Annotated in this window: 15 protein-coding genes; 6 read left to right on the plus strand and 9 right to left on the minus strand. The window is 75.1% G+C overall.

The features are described from left to right. Positions 1 to 1,907: hypothetical protein (locus ACYVKY_RS15190; protein ID WP_460435831.1), on the plus strand; the 1,907-nt coding region annotated here is incomplete at its 5' end. A gap of 19 nt (positions 1,908 to 1,926) precedes the next feature. Here the strand turns inward: ACYVKY_RS15190 and ACYVKY_RS15195 are convergent. Then, a complete protein-coding gene (locus ACYVKY_RS15195; protein WP_460435832.1) occupies positions 1,927 to 3,693 on the minus strand; it encodes a DUF429 domain-containing protein in 1,767 nt (588 codons plus the stop codon). 93 nt (positions 3,694 to 3,786) lie between these two features. On the opposite strand from ACYVKY_RS15195, the gene ACYVKY_RS15200 reads away from it, so the two are divergent. Next, positions 3,787 to 5,244: an SMI1/KNR4 family protein gene (locus ACYVKY_RS15200; protein WP_460435833.1), complete on the plus strand. Its 1,458-nt coding sequence runs from the start codon at positions 3,787 to 3,789 to the stop codon at positions 5,242 to 5,244. Between the two features lie 3 nt (positions 5,245 to 5,247). Here ACYVKY_RS15200 and ACYVKY_RS15205 read toward each other — a convergent pair whose 3' ends face one another. The 4 genes from ACYVKY_RS15205 to ACYVKY_RS15220 are packed head-to-tail and all read right to left on the minus strand — an operon-like array spanning position 5,248 to position 7,493. Continuing rightward, positions 5,248 to 5,868 (minus strand): L-threonylcarbamoyladenylate synthase, encoded by a 621-nt coding sequence (locus tag ACYVKY_RS15205; protein ID WP_460435834.1) that lies wholly within the window; start codon positions 5,866 to 5,868, stop codon positions 5,248 to 5,250. Then, complete coding sequence (locus ACYVKY_RS15210) at positions 5,868 to 6,734, minus strand: D-hexose-6-phosphate mutarotase (protein ID WP_460435835.1); 867 nt, start codon at positions 6,732 to 6,734, stop codon at positions 5,868 to 5,870. Before ACYVKY_RS15210 ends, ACYVKY_RS15205 begins: the two co-directional genes overlap by 1 nt. Next, positions 6,731 to 7,138 (minus strand): hypothetical protein, encoded by a 408-nt coding sequence (locus ACYVKY_RS15215; RefSeq protein WP_460435836.1) that lies wholly within the window; start codon positions 7,136 to 7,138, stop codon positions 6,731 to 6,733. Before ACYVKY_RS15215 ends, ACYVKY_RS15210 begins: the two co-directional genes overlap by 4 nt. After that, on the minus strand, positions 7,131 to 7,493 hold the full coding sequence (locus ACYVKY_RS15220) for a hypothetical protein (RefSeq protein ID WP_460435837.1): 363 nt from the start codon (positions 7,491 to 7,493) through the stop codon (positions 7,131 to 7,133). The genes ACYVKY_RS15215 and ACYVKY_RS15220 overlap by 8 nt, the downstream gene beginning before the upstream one ends. A 30-nt stretch (positions 7,494 to 7,523) precedes the next feature. On the opposite strand from ACYVKY_RS15220, the gene ACYVKY_RS15225 reads away from it, so the two are divergent. Then, positions 7,524 to 8,126, plus strand: coding sequence for a histidine phosphatase family protein (locus tag ACYVKY_RS15225; RefSeq protein WP_460435838.1), 603 nt, complete (start codon positions 7,524 to 7,526; stop codon positions 8,124 to 8,126). On the opposite strand, the gene ACYVKY_RS15230 is transcribed toward ACYVKY_RS15225, so the two are convergent. Beyond that, entirely contained in the window at positions 8,101 to 8,673 is a 573-nt protein-coding gene (locus ACYVKY_RS15230) for a pyridoxamine 5'-phosphate oxidase family protein (protein ID WP_460435839.1), read from the minus strand. The genes ACYVKY_RS15225 and ACYVKY_RS15230 overlap by 26 nt on opposite strands. Positions 8,674 to 8,678: 5 nt before the next feature. Next, positions 8,679 to 12,083 carry a pyruvate carboxylase gene (locus tag ACYVKY_RS15235; protein ID WP_460435840.1) on the minus strand — a complete coding sequence of 1,135 codons (3,405 nt, stop codon included), beginning with the start codon at positions 12,081 to 12,083 and terminating at the stop codon, positions 8,679 to 8,681. A 102-nt stretch (positions 12,084 to 12,185) separates the two neighbouring features. Between ACYVKY_RS15235 and ACYVKY_RS15240 the strand changes: the two genes are divergently transcribed. Beyond that, complete coding sequence (locus ACYVKY_RS15240; RefSeq protein ID WP_460435841.1) at positions 12,186 to 12,653, plus strand: PPOX class F420-dependent oxidoreductase; 468 nt, start codon at positions 12,186 to 12,188, stop codon at positions 12,651 to 12,653. A gap of 24 nt (positions 12,654 to 12,677) precedes the next feature. Here the strand turns inward: ACYVKY_RS15240 and ACYVKY_RS15245 are convergent, their stop codons facing one another. Both ACYVKY_RS15245 and ACYVKY_RS15250 read right to left on the minus strand, forming a co-directional pair. After that, entirely contained in the window at positions 12,678 to 12,944 is a 267-nt protein-coding gene (locus ACYVKY_RS15245) for an antitoxin (RefSeq protein WP_460435842.1), read from the minus strand. 107 nt (positions 12,945 to 13,051) lie between these two features. Further along, positions 13,052 to 14,539 (minus strand): glutamate-cysteine ligase family protein, encoded by a 1,488-nt coding sequence (locus ACYVKY_RS15250; RefSeq protein WP_460435843.1) that lies wholly within the window; start codon positions 14,537 to 14,539, stop codon positions 13,052 to 13,054. Positions 14,540 to 14,615: 76 nt separating this feature from the next. Here ACYVKY_RS15250 and ACYVKY_RS15255 point away from each other — a divergent pair, with 76 nt between their 5' ends. Both ACYVKY_RS15255 and ACYVKY_RS15260 read left to right on the plus strand, forming a co-directional pair. Further along, positions 14,616 to 15,758 (plus strand): exonuclease SbcCD subunit D, encoded by a 1,143-nt coding sequence (locus tag ACYVKY_RS15255; RefSeq protein WP_460435844.1) that lies wholly within the window; start codon positions 14,616 to 14,618, stop codon positions 15,756 to 15,758. Continuing rightward, positions 15,755 to 16,468, plus strand: a 714-nt coding sequence (locus ACYVKY_RS15260) for an AAA family ATPase (RefSeq protein WP_460435845.1), incomplete at its 3' end; no start/stop codon positions are given. The genes ACYVKY_RS15255 and ACYVKY_RS15260, both read left to right, overlap by 4 nt.

Raw genomic sequence — 16,468 nt, forward strand, 5'->3', positions numbered from 1 at the left:
CCTCCGGCCCGTGGCAGGCCGCACCCGGCTCGACCGCCGGCCCGGCGGTGGTCGCCACCGAGGCGCGCTGGGGCGGCGCCTGGGCTGCCGGCTACGCCGACGGCCGGGTCGTCGTGCGGCCCCCCGCCCGGGCGCGGGAGCCGCTGCCCGAGCCGTCGTTCACGGCCGACGCGGGTGCAGCCGTCACCGCGATCGCGCTCGACGCGCACGAGGTGCTCGTCGGCACCGCGCACGGCCGGGTCTTCTCCTGGACGCTGGCCACGGGGGCGGTGGTCGAGCTGTCCGCGGGCCGCGTCGACGCGGTCGCGGTGCTGGCGGACCGTGCGGTCGTCGTACCCGACGCCGGCGGTACCCGGGTGCAGGACTACGCCGGCGCGACGATCGCCCGCGTCGACGACGTCGTGCGCACGGTCCCCACCGCCGACGGGGAGCACCTGCTCACCGAGCACCCCGACGGCACGCTCTGCGCGCGCGCCACCCGCACCGGCGGGGTGCTGCACCGGTGGTCGGTCGACCGCGTCGGGCCGGGACCCTACGCCCTGTCCCCCGGCGGTGACCTGCTCGCCGCGGTCGGTCCCGACCTGGCCGTGCGGGTGTGGACCGCGACCCGGTGCCTGCGCACCCTGCCCGCGCCGCGGGGCGCCGGCCCCACCGCGCTGGCGATCGGCGCCGCCGGCACGGGCCGGCCTGTGCTGCACCTCGGGTTCGCCGACGGCCTGCTCGCGAGCGTCGGGCTGCCGCACACCGACGCCCTGGCCCCCTGGCAGCTGCCGCACCCGGACCGCGCGACCGCACGCGACACGGCGCAGCGCCTGCTCGACCGCATCGACGACGCCGCACGGGCGAGCGACGCCGACGCGATCGCCGCCGGGCTGGCGACGCTGCGGGAGCTGCCGGACCAGCGCCGCGCCGCCCGCACGATGCGCAGGTTGCGGATGACGCACCCCGACCCGCGTCGGGTCCCGGTGGCGTTCGCGGCCCGCGCGGAGCAGCAGCGCCCGCCCGGCCCGGTGCCCACGACGGTGCTCACCGACGACGGCGACGCCTACGTGGTCCAGGACGCCGACGGCACGACGTCGCTGCACCGCAGCGACGGGTCGGGCGTCGTGGCGAGGCTGCCCGGGCGCCTGCTCGGCGCCGCCCGCGACCACGTGCTGTGCCTGGCCGACGACGGTGCGTCGGCGCTCGTCCTGGACGCCCGGCGCGGTGAGCGGGTGACCCGGCTGCCGCTGACCGGCGACCCGACGGTCGCGGTCCTGGCGGCGCGGGGCACCCGCCTGCTCGACGGCGCCGGGGTGCTGCTCGACGTCGCGACCGCCGCGGTGGTCGACCGGCTGGACCTGGTGCCCGGCGCACGCGTCGCGCTGTCGTACGACGGCGCGTCCGTCGCGTGGGGCGACGGCCCGGTGGCCGTCGTGCTGCACCCGGCGACGGGGCGGCGCCGTGAGCTGGTCGAGCCCGGCACCACCTCGCCGGTGACCGCCGTCCACCTCGACGAGGCCGGGGCGCTCGCGGTCGCGGTGCACGCCGACGGCGCGGTGCGGTCGTGGGACGTGCAGCGCAGCCAGGTGCTGGCACGCGTCGCCGGCACCCGCGACGGCTCCGCGCTGACCCGCACGCTCGCGCTGTCGGCCGACGGGCGCCTGGCGCTCGAGGCGGGCGTCCAGCTCACCCTCTGGGACCCCGGTACCGGCGCCAGGCACCGCGTCGGGGGTGGTGCCGCGAACGTGCACGCGTCGGCCGCGCTGTCGCTCACCCCGGACGGGCGCGTGGCGCTGACCCGCACCCCGGAGTCGCTGACGCTGTGGCACGTCGACCGCTCGTTCCTCGGTGCCGGTCCTCAGGACGACGCGTTCCGCGGGGACGACCGCGGCGACGACCTCGCGCACGCCGTGCCGCTGATCTGAGCCGAGCTCTGGGAACGCCTCAGCCGGAGAGCTTCTCGAGCCGAGCGCGCAGCGCCGACTCGCGGTGCGCGTTGCCGCGCAGCGCGACGTACCGCTCGCCGAAGGCCGCGAGCAGGGCGTCGTCGAGCCGGCGCACGGCGCCGGGCGGGTACCGGTACCCCATCCGCGCGGTGACGGCGTCACCGTCGACGTCGCGCAGCACGGCCCCGAGCTCGACGAGGGAGTCGATACCGAGCTCGAGCAGCAGGCCCGAGATCCAGGCGTAGTGGTCGGTGCGGGACCAGCCGGCCTCGGCGTACTGCCCGGCCAGGAACGCAGCGAGCTCGCGGGCGCTGATGCGCGGGTCGTCGTCGACCGGGGCGGGCGCCTGCCCCGTCATGCCCGCCTGCAGCCGGTCGCGGATCATCGAGAACTCGCGGTCGGCCAGCTCGAGCAGCCCTGCGGCGAGCGTGAACCGTCGGTCGAGATCGGGCACGTGCTCGTCGGGGATCGTGCCCTTGTAGCGGATGTCGTGCTCGAACTCGGCCCACGCGTGCTGCAGCACGGTGCGCACCTGCACCTGCGCCTGCCGGCCCCGCAGGACCGCCAGCGCGGGCTGGCTCTCCCGCGCGGGGTCGAGGCGCACGAGCAGGTGGCGGCTGGCGTACCCGAAGCGACCCTCGCTGGCGGTCTCGCGTCCCATGTCGCGGTCGTCGAGCACGACCACCTGGTCGCCGAGCAGGTCGACCACGGCGTCGACGTCGCTGTGCACGTAGGTGATCACGCGCAGCCCGATCACGTCGGTGATCTGGGTGAGCGGGTCGTCGAAGGCGGGCACGCCGTCGACCGTGCGGGCGGCCTTGCCCGCGAACGAGGCGACCGACTTCGCCCGGCCCGTGACCGTCAGGTAGTTGATGCCCGCGTCGTCGAGGACGGCCGTCACGAGCCCGACCCACTGCTCCGCCGCGTCGGCCAGCACGGGCTGCAGCTCGGTGTACGCGCGGACCGCGTCGCGCACGACCTCGGTGTGGTCGGGGGGCGACCGACGTGCCCGCGGCGACGGCACGAGTCCCTCGGGCAGCGCGGGCGTCACGATGAACCCGGTCTCGCCGTCGCCGTAGGTGGTGGTGTCCTGCGGCCGGCGCTCGGCGAACAGCGCCACGTAGGCCGCGACGACGGCGTCGACCTGGTCCTCGACCTCGCGCAGCCCGCTCTTGCGGGACGCGGTCGTGGCCGCGAGCCGCAGTGCGGCCCAGGCACCGTCGTCGTCACCGAGGTGCAGGGCCGGCTCAGCGGCCGACAGCCCCTCGAGGTGCGTCATCAGGGTGAGCAGCTCCGAGCGCAGGCCCTCGAGGGTGCGTCCCGGCTTGTTCTTGTACTTGAGCGTGCGACCGAGGCGGAACAGCGCGACGGTCGCCGGGTGCGGGTAGACCTCGATGCCGCGGCGCCGGCGGCGCGAGCGCGGGTTGATGTCGAGACCGAGCCGCGCGCACAGCCGGGCGCCGCGCGTGGTGCCGTCGCGGAACTCGGGCTTGCCCGTGTTCGACGGGTGCGCCCCGGCGTCGAAGCGCGCGAAGTCGGCGTTCAGCGCGGCCTCGGCCGGACGGTTGCCGGTGCTGTTGGTGACGACGAGCGGCGCGTCGACGGCCACCAGGCACGGACCCGTCGTGTACGGCGCCAGCGCCTCGACCACCTGGTCGTCGGTGCGCACGGTCGAGACGTGGACGAGCGCACCGTCCCGGTCGAGGACCGCCAGGCCGGTCGGGTTGCGCTCGCCCCACGCGAGGTCGATGCCGACGAAGTGCATCCGGACAGCCTGCCGCACACGACGCCGTCAGCCGCGGGGCGCGCCCGGACGGTTGCCTAGGCTGGGTCCCACCGATCCCCACCCGGAGGTGCCGTGCCCGACCACGTCCCGGCCGACGTCGACCTCGCCGCCGTCGACGCCGCCCTCGCTCCCCTGCTCGCCTCCGTGCGCGCGGTGGGTGCCGACCACCCCGGTGTGACCGTGCTGAAGGGCCAGGCGAGCGACGGGGTCGTGGGCGGGCAGGTCCGGCACGTCGGGGCCGAGCGTGGCTGGGGACGCCCCGGCGACGCCTTCGACGCCCTGCCCGGCCTGCGCGCCGCGCTGCCCGGCGACACGGGGATCTCCGTCGAGCTGCAGACCACCCCGCACGGGTGGTGGCACCTCACCGCCTGCTGGTCGCCCGCCCTCAGCACCTTCACCGGCATCTCTCGGTCCGTGCGCCCCCTCACCGAACCGGAGCTGCCGCAACCGCTCCCGCCGCTGGCGGTCGACCGCGCCGCCCTGGCGTCCCGGTGGGCCGAGGTGCGCCACCGCCACCGCGTGGGGGCGCCTGCCGACCCGGCGGCCGTCGCCGCCGCCGAGCGCGAGCTCGGGCTCGCGCTGCCCGAGCCGGTGCGTGCCCTGCTCGAGCTGACCGACGGCGCCCCACTCGACCTCGACGCGCCCGGCGACGACGGTGACGAGCCGCGCGGCGGTCTGCTCGGCTGGTGGGAGCCGCTGTCGCTCGCCGAGATCGTGACCGCGTGGCGGCAGGACCGCGCCTTCGGCACCGACCCGCTCACGCCCTACGACGAGGTGCCGCTGCACCCGCCGGGCGTCCTCGTCCCGGCTCCCTCGCACCCGGCGCGGATCCCGTTCGCCCGCGACGGCGGCGGCAACCTGCTCGCCCTCGACCTGGTGCCCGGTCCGCACGGCCGGGTCGGCCAGGTCGTCGAGCACGGGTCCGACTACTCCTCCGGCCCGGAGCTGGCGGCGTGGTCGTTCGACGACCTGGTCGCACGGCGCCGGGCCGAGGTGCCACCCCGGCCCCGTCGCGTCACGATCGACCTGCGGCGCACCGGCGGCGGCACCGTGACCGCCGACCAGCTCGACCCGCAGGCGCTCGGCGCAGGCGTGTTCGGCCTCGACCACCTCGACACCCGCGTGCTCGCGGCGGCGCCGCGGCTCGCCGACCTCGTCCTGCGCGGGCGCCACCTCGACCTCGGCGGGTTGCGGGCGCTGCCGCTGGTGCGGCTGCGCCTGTTCGACGCCGACGTGCTCGACCTGTCGCCCCTGGCCGGCCACCCGACGCTGCGCGCCGTCGAGGTGGGGCCGGCGACGGGTCGGGTCGTGGGCGCCGAGTCGCTCGCCACGCTGCCCGCGCTCGTGCGGCTCGGCCTCCCCGACGTGGTGTGGCCGGAGGTGGCGTCGGCGCTGCGGGACCACCCGACCCTGGCCCGGGCCGACTTCGCCGACGACGCGCCGTTCGCGCACACCCTGGGGCTCGCGGCGGCCTTCGACCGCCCGGGCGACGTGCTCGCCGAGTCGACGCTGGTGCGGTCGTCCGGCTGACGGCTACTCGAACCGCGACGGGTCGCCTGCCCCCACGCGGACGACCTCCGGTGCGCCGGAGGAGAAGTCGACGACCGTGGTCGGCTGGGTGCCGCACTCGCCCGAGTCGACGACGACGTCGAGCACCGCGTCGAGCTCGTCCTTGACGAGCCAGCCCTCGGTCATCGGCTGCTCCTCGTCCGGCAGGATCAGCGTGCTCGACAGCATCGGCTCCCCGAGCTCGTCGAGCAGCGCCCGCACCACCCGGTGGTCGGGGATGCGGACGCCGACCGTCTTCTTCTTCGGGTGCAGCAGCCGCTTCGGCACCTCGGCCGTGGCCGGGAGGATGAAGGTGTACGAGCCGGGCGTGGCCGCCTTCACGGCGCGGAACACCGCGTTGTCGATGTGCACGAGCTGCCCGAGCTGGGCGAAGTCGCGGCACAGCAACGTGAAGTGGTGCTTGTCGTCGAGCCGGCGGATGGCCACGATGCGGTCGCGCCCGGCCTGGTTGCCGAGCGCGCACCCCAGCGCGTAGCCGGAGTCGGTGGGGTAGGCGATGAGCCCGCCGTCGCGGACCGTCTGCACCGCCTGCCCGATGAGCCGCGGCTGCGGGTCGTCGGGGTGCACGTCGAGGTAGCGGGCCATCAGTCCTCCTGGGTGGGGGCGTCGTCGGTGCGGACGACCTCGATGCGGGTGCGCAGGGTGTGCGAGGTGCCCGGCGCGAGCGTCACGGCCCGCTCCCCCACGGCCGCCGCCTCGACGCACACGAACTGGCGCCACTCGCCCGCCGCCAGGTCGGTCAGCGCCTCGCCCTTGCCCTCGCCCGGGTTCCACACCACGGTGCGACCCCCGCCGTCCTGGCCGATCGTGAGGGTGCGGCCGAGCACGGGGTCGTCGACGCGCACCGGCCGGTCGCAGTCGTAGACCCGGTCGACCTCGCCCCGCACCTCGAGCGGACGACCCTCGGCGGCACGCCGGGCGGGACCGCCGTCGGCGGTCTTGTCGAGGTACGGCGCGTCCTCGAGGCCCTGCAGCCGGACGCGGGCGACGTCGCCGACCCGCAGGTAGGTGTGCAGCGCGAGCTCGACCTCGGCGACGGCGGCGCCGGCGTTCGTCACCGTGAGCGCGATGTCGAGCGCCTCGCCGAACGAGGCCTCCAGGCGTGCGTCCAGCACACCTCGGTCAGGGTCGAAACCGTCGACGCCGGAGGCCGTCTCGTGGTCGAGCAGGTAGGCGAGCTCGACCGAGCCGTCGCGCGTCGTGAGGTGCTCGCGCGTCCACCGCGCCTGCCGGGCGTACCCGTGCGCCGGGCGCAGGGCGCCGTCCGGGCCGTTCGCGAACCAGGGCAGCACGACCGGGACGCCCATGTGGGCCGGGTGCACGTCGGGCAGGCGGCTGCCGGCGAACAGGACGGGGTCGTGCCCCGGCGGCTGCCAGCGCAGCACCTGCGCACCGAGGCCGCGCGTCTCGTGCACGGTGCCGTCGTCGAGGTGGCCGCTGGTGGTGCTCACGCGCCGAGCGTAGTGCGGCGTCCTGTCCAGCGGAGCCAGGCGATGCCGAGCAGCGGCAGCACCAGCGGGACGTAGCCGTAGCCGCTGCCGAACCCCGACCAGACGGTCGCCTCCGGGAAGTCGGCCGCGTCGACCAGCGTGAGCGTGCCGACCGTCAGCACGCCGACGAGCTCGACCAGCACCGCAGCCCAGGCGACCCGCCGCGCACCGGGGGTCGAGCGCGCCAGGGAGACCGTCGCGACCACGTAGACCACGGCGGCGAAGGCCGACAGCAGGTACGCGAGCGGCGCCTCGCCGAGCTTGGTGGCCAGCTGGTAGCCGGCCCGCGCCGTGGCCGAGATCGCGAACACCCCGTAGACGGCGACGAGCAGGCGTCCCGGGCCCCTCGACGTCGGCTCAGCCACGACCGGCCCAGATCTGCACGAGCCGCAGGACGAGCACGACCTCGGTGAACGCCGCGATCGCGAACACCCCGTTGCCCCAGCGGCTGCGGTCGGCGATGCCCCAGCCGACACCCAGCACGAGCACCGCCAGGGCGGTCAGGTGGTAGCCGACGAAGGTGATCGCGTCGACGTCGCGCTCGGTCGTGGCGAGCAGCACCACGCCCGCGACGGTCTGCAGCAGCAGCGCCCCCTCGAGCACGGCGGCGGCGACCAGCTGCCCCGTGCTGGGTCGCACCCCGCGCACGGCCGCGACCATCGACCACAACGCCAGACCGGACGCCGCGACCACGAGCACGACGGCGACGGGGGTGAGCACGGACGCGAGTCTACGAATACCGTTCCGGGCATGGACCACGACCTCGTGCTGGTGCGCCACGGCCGCACCGAGTGGGCGCACACCGGCCGGCACACCGGACGCACCGACGTCCCCCTCGACGAGGTCGGCGAGCGGCAGGGAGCCGGCATCGCGGCCCTGCTCGAGGGACGCCGGTTCGTCGCCGTGGTGAGCAGCCCGCTCCAGCGCGCCCGGCGGACGGCCGAGCTGGCCGGGCTCGAGGTCACCGCGCTCGACGACGACCTGCAGGAGTGGGACTACGGCGGCTACGAGGGGCTCACCACGGCGCAGATCCGGGAGCGCACCGGCACGCCCTGGACGGTCTTCGCCGACGGCGTCGTCCCCGGCGACACCCCGGGCGAGACCCTCGAGGACGTGGCGGCCCGGTGCCGGCGGGTGCTCGACCGGGTCACGCCGCTGCTGGAGGAGGGCGACGTGGCCGTGGTCGCGCACGGCCACCTGCTCCGCGTGCTCGCCACCACCTACCTCGGGCTGGCGCCGTCCGCCGGGGCGCACCTCGAGCTCGACGCCGGGTCGGTCTGCGAGCTGAACGAGCACCACGACGTGCCCACGATCCAGCGCTGGAACCTCACGCCCGAGGTGTCGCCCGGCTGAGGTCGAGGCCGGGCAGCCCGTCGATCGACGCCGCGTTCTTCTCGGCCAGGTAGCGCTCGTAGTACGCGTCGTCGCGACGTTCCTGGTGCCGGTCGAGCAGGTCGCGGTCGCCGACGAAGTCCATCAGCGGCACCGAGTAGCCGCACGAGTCGGCGATGCGGTCGCAGCGCACCACGACGACGGCCCGCTGACCGCGCTCGCGCTGCTTCGGGAACAGCGCCCGCAGCGGGGCGAACTCCGGGTCGCCCACCTGCACCACCCGTCCCGTGCCCTGCAGCCGCACGATCTTGGGCGGCCCCTCGAAGGCGTTGAACATCAACGTGATCCGGCCGTTCTGGCGCAGGTGCGCGATCGTCTCGACGCCGCTCCCCACGTAGTCGAGGTAGGCGACCGTCGTGGGGTCGACCACCGCGAAGGTGCCTGCCATGCCCTTGGGCGAGGCGTTGACGTGACCGCCGTGCGAGGGCGCGGTGGCGACCACGAACAACGGCTGGGCGAGGAGCCAGTCGCGCAGCCGGTCGTCGATCACCTCGTACACCGAGCCCACGCGGGTCAGCCCTCCCCGACGACGAGGACGAGGTCGCCGCCCTCGACCTGCTGCACGCTCGACAGCGCGAGCCGGGTGACGGTGCCCGCGACCGGCGTCGTGATCGAGGCCTCCATCTTCATCGCCTCGATGGTCGCGACGGTCTGGCCGGCCTCGACGGCGTCGCCCTCGGCGACCTGCACCGACACGACGCCGGCGAACGGCGCCGGCACCTGGCCCGGCACCGACGGGTCGGCCTTCTCGGCGGCCTTGACGTCGACCTGCACCGAGCGGTCGCGCACCTGCACCGGGCGCAGCTGGCCGTTGAGCGTGCACAGCACCGACCGCATCCCCCGCTCGTCGGCGTCGCCGACCGCCTCGACGCCGACCAGGAGCTTGACGCCCCTGCCCAGGTCGACGACGTGCTCCTCGCCCTGCTGCAGGCCGTAGAGGTAGTCGCGGGTGTCGATGACGGAGACGTCGCCGTACTGGTCGCGCACCTTCTCGAGCTCGGCGGTCGGGCCGGGGAACAGCAGCCGGTTCAGCGCCGCCCGCCGCACCGGGCCGCTGTCGTCGAGCGCGGCGCGCTCGGACTCCGGCACCTCCTCGACGCGCGGCTTCACCGTCCGGCCCGCGAGGGCCTTGGTGCGGAACGGCTCCGGCCACCCACCGGGCGGGTCGCCGAGCTCGCCGCCGAGGAAGCCGATCACCGAGTCCGGGATGTCGAAGTCCTTCGGGTTCTCGGCGAACTCGGCGGGGTCGGCACCGGCCGCGACCAGGTGCAGGGCGAGGTCGCCCACCACCTTCGACGACGGCGTCACCTTCACCAGGCGGCCGAGCAGCCGGTCGGCGGCCGCGTACGTCGCCTCGATCTGCTCGAACTTCTCCCCGAGCCCGAGCGCGATCGCCTGCTGGCGCAGGTTCGACAGCTGCCCGCCCGGGATCTCGTGGTCGTAGACGCGGCCGGTGGGCGCGGTCAGCCCGGACTCGAACGGCGCGTAGGCGCGGCGCACGGCCTCCCAGTACGGCTCGAGGTCCATCACGGCCCGCAGCGACAGGCCGGTGTCGCGCTCGGTGTGGGCGAGCGCCGCGACCAGCGCGGACTCCGGCGGCTGCGACGTCGTCCCGGCCATCGAGGCGCTGGCGACGTCGACCGCGTCGACCCCGGAGTCGACCGCCGCGAGCAGCGTCGCGAGCTGCCCACCGGCGGTGTCGTGCGTGTGCAGGTGCACGGGCAGGTCGAAGCGCTCGCGCAGCGCCGTGACGAGGCGGCGTGCGGCCTGGGGCCGCAGGAGCCCGGCCATGTCCTTGATCGCGAGCACGTGCGCGCCGGTGCCGACGATCTGCTCGGCGAGCCGCAGGTAGTAGTCGAGCGTGTAGAGGTCCTCCCCCGGGTCGCTCAGGTCACCGGTGTAGCAGAGCGCCACCTCGGCGACGGTCGTCCCGGTCTCGAGCACCGCCTCGACCGCCGGCCGCATCTGCTCGACGTCGTTGAGCGCGTCGAAGATGCGGAACACGTCGATGCCGGTGGCCGCGGCCTCGGCGACGAAGGCGCTGGTGACCTCGGTGGGGTACGGCGTGTACCCCACCGTGTTGCGGCCGCGCAGCAGCATCTGCAGGGCGAGGTTCGGCATCGCCTCGCGCAGGCGCGCGAGCCGGTCCCACGGGTCCTCGCCGAGGAAGCGCAGGGCGACGTCGTAGGTGGCGCCTCCCCAGCACTCGACGCTCCACAGCTGCGGGGTGAGCCGCGCGACCGTCGGGCCGGCGGCCAGCAGGTCGCGCGAGCGCACCCGGGTGGCGAGCAGCGACTGGTGGGCGTCGCGGAACGTCGTGTCGGTGACCGCGACCGCGGTCTGCGCGCGCAGGGCGGCGGCGAAGCCCTTCGGCCCCAGCGCCACCAGCTGCTGGCGGGTACCGTCCGGCGGGGGCGCGGCGAGGTCGGTGGGCGGCAGCTTCTCGGCCGGGTCGACGTGGACGGTCCGCTCGCCGTGCGGCTTGTTGACCGTGACGTCGGCCAGCCAGCGCAGGATCTTCGTGCCTCGGTCGGCACCGACGCGCGCCGCCAGCAGGTGCGGGCGCTCGTCGATGAACGAGGTCGCGAGATCGCCTGCGGCGAAGGCGTCCTCGGCCAGGACGGCCTGCAGGAACGGGATGTTGGTGTGGACGCCGCGGATGCGGAACTCGGCCAGCGCCCGCGAGGCCCGTCGCACCGCCATCGGGAAGTCGCGCCCCCGGCAGGTGAGCTTCACCAGCATCGAGTCGAAGTGCGCGCTGATCTCGGCGCCGGTGGCGGCGGTGCCGCCGTCGAGCCGGACGCCCGCGCCGCCCGCAGACCGGTAGGCGGTGATCTGCCCGGTGTCGGGACGGAACCCGTTCGAGGGGTCCTCGGTGGTGATGCGGCACTGCAGCGCTGCGCCGTTGACGCGGATGACGTCCTGGGAGAGCCCGAGGTCGGCGAGCGTCTCGCCGGACGCGATGCGCAGCTGCGAGGCGACCAGGTCGACGTCGGTGACCTCCTCGGTGACCGTGTGCTCGACCTGGATGCGCGGGTTCATCTCGATGAACACGTGCTGGCCGGCGCGCTCGCCCTCGGTCTCGACGAGGAACTCGACGGTGCCCGCGTTCACGTAGCCGAGCGTCCGGGCGAAGGCCACGGCGTCGCGGCAGAGCGCGTCGCGCAGCGCGGGGTCGAGGTTCGGGGCCGGCGCGATCTCGACGACCTTCTGGTGCCGGCGCTGCACCGAGCAGTCGCGCTCGTACAGGTGGACGGTCTCGCCCGTCGCGTCGGCGAGCACCTGCACCTCGACGTGCCGCGGGCGCGCGACCGCCTGCTCCAGGAAGACCGTGGGGTCGCCGAACGCGCTGTCGGCCTCGCGCATGGCCGTCTCGAGCGACTCGCGCAGCGCCTCGGGCCGCTCGACCCGGCGCATGCCGCGACCCCCGCCGCCGGCGACTGCCTTGACGAAGATCGGGAAGCCGACGTCCTCGGCCGCCGCGAGCAGCTCGTCGACGTCGGACGACGGCGCCGACGAGCGCAGCACCGGGATGCCGGCCTCGCGCGCGGCGGCCAGCGCCCGCACCTTGTTGCCGGCCAGGCTCAGCACCTGCGGCGGCGGCCCGACGAAGGCGATGCCCGCCGCCTCGCACGCCTCGGCCAGCCGCGGGTTCTCGGACAGGAAGCCGTACCCCGGGTAGACGGCGTCGGCACCGCACTCGCGGGCCACGCGGACGATCTCGTCGACGTCGAGGTAGGCGCGCACCGGGTGCCCGCGCTCGCCGATGAGGTACGACTCGTCGGCCTTGATCCGGTGGACGGCGTTGCGGTCCTCGTACGGGAACACCGCGACCGTGCGCGCCCCGAGCTCGACCGCGGCCCGGAAGGCGCGGACGGCGATCTCGCCGCGGTTGGCGACCAGCACCTTGGAGAACATGGCGGGAGCCTACCGACGTGTCCGAGGGACGGGACGCGCGTCCCGCGATCCGGTCGCGCCGCACGGCGCGCGGTGCCGCGGCCCCGGTCGTAGCGTGGTGCCGTGCCCAGGACCGTCGCCACGAACACCCCCGTCGAGCTCGCCGAGCTGCTCGACTTCGTCCGCCCGCGCCACCACTTCGTGCTCGTCACCTACCGCCGGGACGGCGCCGCTCAGGCCTCTCCCGTCACCGGTGGGGTCGACGAGCAGGGTCGGCTGGTCGTCTCGACCTACCCCGAGCGCGCGAAGGCCGCCAACGTGCGCCGTACGGGCACCGCCTCGGTGCTCGCGCTGTCGGACGACTTCGGCGACGCGTGGGTGCAGGTCGACGGCGACGCCGAGGTGCTCGACATGCCCGAGGCCGAGGACGCGCTGGTCGACTACTTCCGCTGCATCAGCGGAGAGCACCCCGACTGGGACGAGTACCGGCAGGCGATGCGCGACCAGGGCAAGAGCCTGATCCGCGTCACGCCGACCCGCTGGGGGCCGATCGCCACCGGCGGGTTCCCCGCGCGCCTCGCCGACGGCTGACCGAGGGCTGCGGGACCCGGGCGCTCAGCGCTGCGGGTGGTCCGGCGTCGCGGGGTCGGTCGGCCGGCGCTGCGTACGGCGGTGCTCCTCGGCCAGCTTGTCGGTGGCGCCCTTGGCGGCCGACTGCGCCTTGTCGACCTGCGCGGCGTACTTGCCCTTGGTCTTCCGGTCGAGCGCGTCGCCCGCCTTGTCGACCACGCCGTCGACCTTGTGGCCGTGCTCGGCGGCGAGCTTGCCCGCCTGCTCCTTCGCGTCCTCCAGCGCCTTCCTGGCCTTGTCGGCGAAGCCCATGGCGTCCCTCCCGGGATCGGTCGTCGTGCGCGGACCGTCCTACCGTGCCACCCGCGCCGCCCGGCGGCGACAGCGGCCGACCGGTGGCCGCGGAGTTCAGTGCGGGGTCAGGGCAGCTCCCAGGTGTGCACCGGCTCGTTCGAGTGCATCCCGTCGACGTAGATCTCGAGCATCTTCGCCAGGGCCGTCGGGCGGTCCATGCCCTTGTCCTGCAGCCGCTCGACCGCGTGGGTCTGCCACCACGCGCCGTTGCGGCCGGTCTTGGCGCGGCCCTCGATCACCCCGAGGTACCGCTCGCGCACCGGGGCGGCGACGCCCCAGGCCTCCAGGCCGTCGTTCGCGACCGGCAGCAGGCGGCGCAGCACCAGCTCGTCGGCGGTGACCTCGCCCAGGCTCGGCCAGTACACGGTGGCGTCGAGACCCTTGCGCGCGCAGGCCAGGAAGTTCTGCTCGGCCGTGTGGAAGCCGAGCTTGCTCCAGACCGGGCGCTCCATCTCGGCGAGCACCTTGACGCAGCCGTAGTAGAAGGCCGCGTTGGCCATGATGTCGACCACGGTGGGACCCGCCGGCAGCACCCGGTTCTCGACCCGCAGGTGCGCCCGCCCGTCGACCACGTCGTAGATTGGTCGGTTCCAGCGGTAGACCGTGCCGTTGTGCAGGCGCAGCTCCTGCAGCCGTGGGGCGCGTCCCTGCTCGAGCACCGCCACCGGGTCCTCGTCCGTCAGCTCGGGCAGCAGCGAGGGGAAGTAGCGGACGTTCTCCTCGAACAGGTCGAAGATCGACGTGATCCACCGCTCGCCGAAGAACACCCGCGGCCGCACGCCCTGGTTCTTCAGCTCCATCGGACGCGTGTCGGTGGCCTGCAGGAACAGCTCGATGCGGGTCTCGTCCCACAGCCGGCGGCCGAAGAAGAACGGCGAGTTGGCGGCGAGCGCGACCTGGGGCGCCACCAGCACCTGGGCGGCGTTCCAGTGCGCGGCGAACGCCTGCGGCGCGACCTGCAGGTGCAGCTGCACCGAGGTGCACGCCGACTCGGGCGCGATGGTGTCGGAGTAGACGGCAAGACGCTCGGGCGAGGACCCCGACCCGAGGATGTCGATGAACAGGTCCTCGCCGCGGCTGGTGAAGATCTGGTCGTTGAGCGCCGAGTACCGCGCGGACGGGCTCATCCACGCGCCGGTGAAGTGCTCGGGCATGACTGTGGGCAGGATGCCGACCATGACGATCTGCGCGTCGAGGTCGCCGGCCTTGCCGGCCGCCGCGTTGAGCGTCTGCCGCAGGATCTGCTCGAGCTCGAGCGCCGACGAGCCCGGCAGCGGCCGCGGCGGGACGTTGAGCTCGATGTTGTAGGCGCCGATCTCGGTCTGGTAGCTCGCGTCGGCGATGTGGTCGAGCACCTGGGCGTTCTTCATCGTCGGCCGGAAGTCGTCGCCGACCAGGTTGAGCTCGACCTCGAGGCCGGTGAGGGCGCGGCCCGACTCGAAGGCGCCGGTCGCGAGCATCCGCTCGAACACGTCGAGGCAGAGCTGCACCTTCTCGCGGTACCGCTGCCGGTGCTCGCGCGTGTAGGTGGTGCCGCTCACCTCGTCGCCCACGGCGTGAGCCAACCACACCCGCCGCCACGCCGCACACGTCCCGCCGGATGTCGGACTCCGTTCCTACCGTGGACCCATGCGCCTGCTGCACACCTCCGACTGGCACCTGGGCCGGTCGTTCCACGGTGTCGACCTGCTCGGCGCCCAGGCCGCGTTCCTCGACCACCTGGTCGCCACGGTCCGCTCCGAGCGGGTCGACGCGGTGGTGGTCGCCGGCGACGTGCACGACCGTGCGCTGCCGCCGGTCGACGCCGTCCGGCTGCTCGACGACGCCCTCGACCGGCTCCTCGACGCCGGCGCCCGGGTCGTGGTGTCGAGCGGCAACCACGACTCCCCGCAGCGCCTCGGCTTCGGTGCCCGCCGCGCCGAGGCGGCCGGCCTGCACCTGCGCACCGACCCGGCCGACGCGCACCGCCCGGTGCTGCTGCCCGACGCCCACGGCGAGGTCGCCGTCTACGCCCTGCCCTACCTCGAGCCCGCCCTGGTCGCGCAGGGTCTCGGCACGCGCCCGACCCACCCCCAGGTGGTCGGGGCGGCGCTGGCGCGGGTGCGGGCCGACCTGGCGGCGCGGCCGGGTGCGCGCAGCGTCGTGGCGGCGCACGCCTTCGTCTCCGGCGCGGCGCCGAGCGACAGCGAGCGCGACATCCGGGTCGGCGGCGTCGGGGTCGTCTCGCGCACCCTGTTCGACGACTTCTCCTACGCGGCGCTGGGGCACCTGCACGGGCCGCAGCGGCTCGCGCGCACGGTGCGGTACAGCGGCTCCCCGCTGCCGTACTCGTTCTCGGAGGCCGGTCAGACCAAGGGATCGCTGCTGGTGCACCTCGGCGCCGACGGCGTCGAGGAGGTCGAGACCGTGCCGGCGCCGGTGCACCGCCCGCTGGTCGTGCTGCGCGGGCGGCTGGCCGACCTGCTCGCCGACCCCGGGCTCGTCCACGCCGAGCAGGCGTTCTGCCAGGTGGTGCTCACCGACGCGCAGCGACCGTCCGCCCCGATGGAGCGGCTGCGCACCCGGTTCCCCCACACCGTGCACCTGGCGTTCGAGCCCGAGGGCGCGGTGCGCGACCGGCGCTCGTACACCGAGCGGGTGCAGGGCCTCGACGACGAGCAGGTCTGCTGCTCGTTCCTCACCGACGTCCGCGGCCGCGACGCCGACGACGCCGAGCGCACGCTGCTGCGCCAGGCGCTCGAGCACGTGCGGCACGAGGAGGTGCGGGCATGAGGCTGCACCGGGTCCGCGTCCAGGCGTTCGGGCCGTTCGCCGGGTCCGTCGAGGTCGACCTCGACGCCCTGTCGGCGCACGGCCTGTTCCTGCTGCACGGCCCCACCGGCGCCGGCAAGACCAGCCTGCTCGACGCCGTCTGCTTCGCCCTCTACGGCGCGGTGCCGGGTGCGCGCGCCGGGCTGCGCGGCACCGCCCTGCGCAGCGACCACGCGGCCACCGGCGTGGCACCCGTCGTCGAGGTCGAGCTCACCGTGCGCGGTCGCCGGCTCGAGGTGGTGCGCTCCCCCGCCTGGGAGCGGCCCAAGGCGCGGGGCACCGGCACCACGACCGAGCAGGCGTCGGTGCGGGTGCGCGAGCTGGTCGGCTCCGCGTGGGTGCCGCTCGCGTCGCGGCTCGACGAGGCGGGCCTGCTGCTGTCGTCGCTGCTCGGCATGGACGTGCGGCAGTTCACCAGCGTGGTCCTGCTCCCCCAGGGCGACTTCGCCACGTTCCTGCGGGCCGGGCCCGACGACCGGCGCACCGTGCTGGAGCGGCTCTTCGGCACCGACCGGTTCGCGGCCGTCGAGCAGTGGCTCGCCGAGCAGCGCACCACCGCCGGGCGGGCGGTGCGCGCGGCGACCGCGCACCACGCCACCCTGCTGGCCCGGGCCGACGAGCGGGTGGCGGCCGTCCGCGACGCCGGCCCGGCCGTCACGGCCACCGCGGGC

The sequence above is a fragment of the Angustibacter speluncae genome (assembly GCF_054777815.1).

Excerpts from the sequence above, each read along its gene's own strand:
- ACYVKY_RS15195 (WP_460435832.1), bottom strand. The coding sequence starts at position 3,693 with ATGCACTTCGTCGGCATCGACCTCGCGTGGGGCGAGCGCAACCCGACC.
- ACYVKY_RS15205 (WP_460435834.1), bottom strand. The coding sequence starts at position 5,868 with ATGGCCCGCTACCTCGACGTGCACCCCGACGACCCGCAGCCGCGGCTC.
- ACYVKY_RS15225 (WP_460435838.1), top strand. The coding sequence starts at position 7,524 with ATGGACCACGACCTCGTGCTGGTGCGCCACGGCCGCACCGAGTGGGCG.
- ACYVKY_RS15235 (WP_460435840.1), bottom strand. The coding sequence starts at position 12,083 with ATGTTCTCCAAGGTGCTGGTCGCCAACCGCGGCGAGATCGCCGTCCGC.
- ACYVKY_RS15245 (WP_460435842.1), bottom strand. The coding sequence starts at position 12,944 with ATGGGCTTCGCCGACAAGGCCAGGAAGGCGCTGGAGGACGCGAAGGAG.
- ACYVKY_RS15255 (WP_460435844.1), top strand. The coding sequence starts at position 14,616 with ATGCGCCTGCTGCACACCTCCGACTGGCACCTGGGCCGGTCGTTCCAC.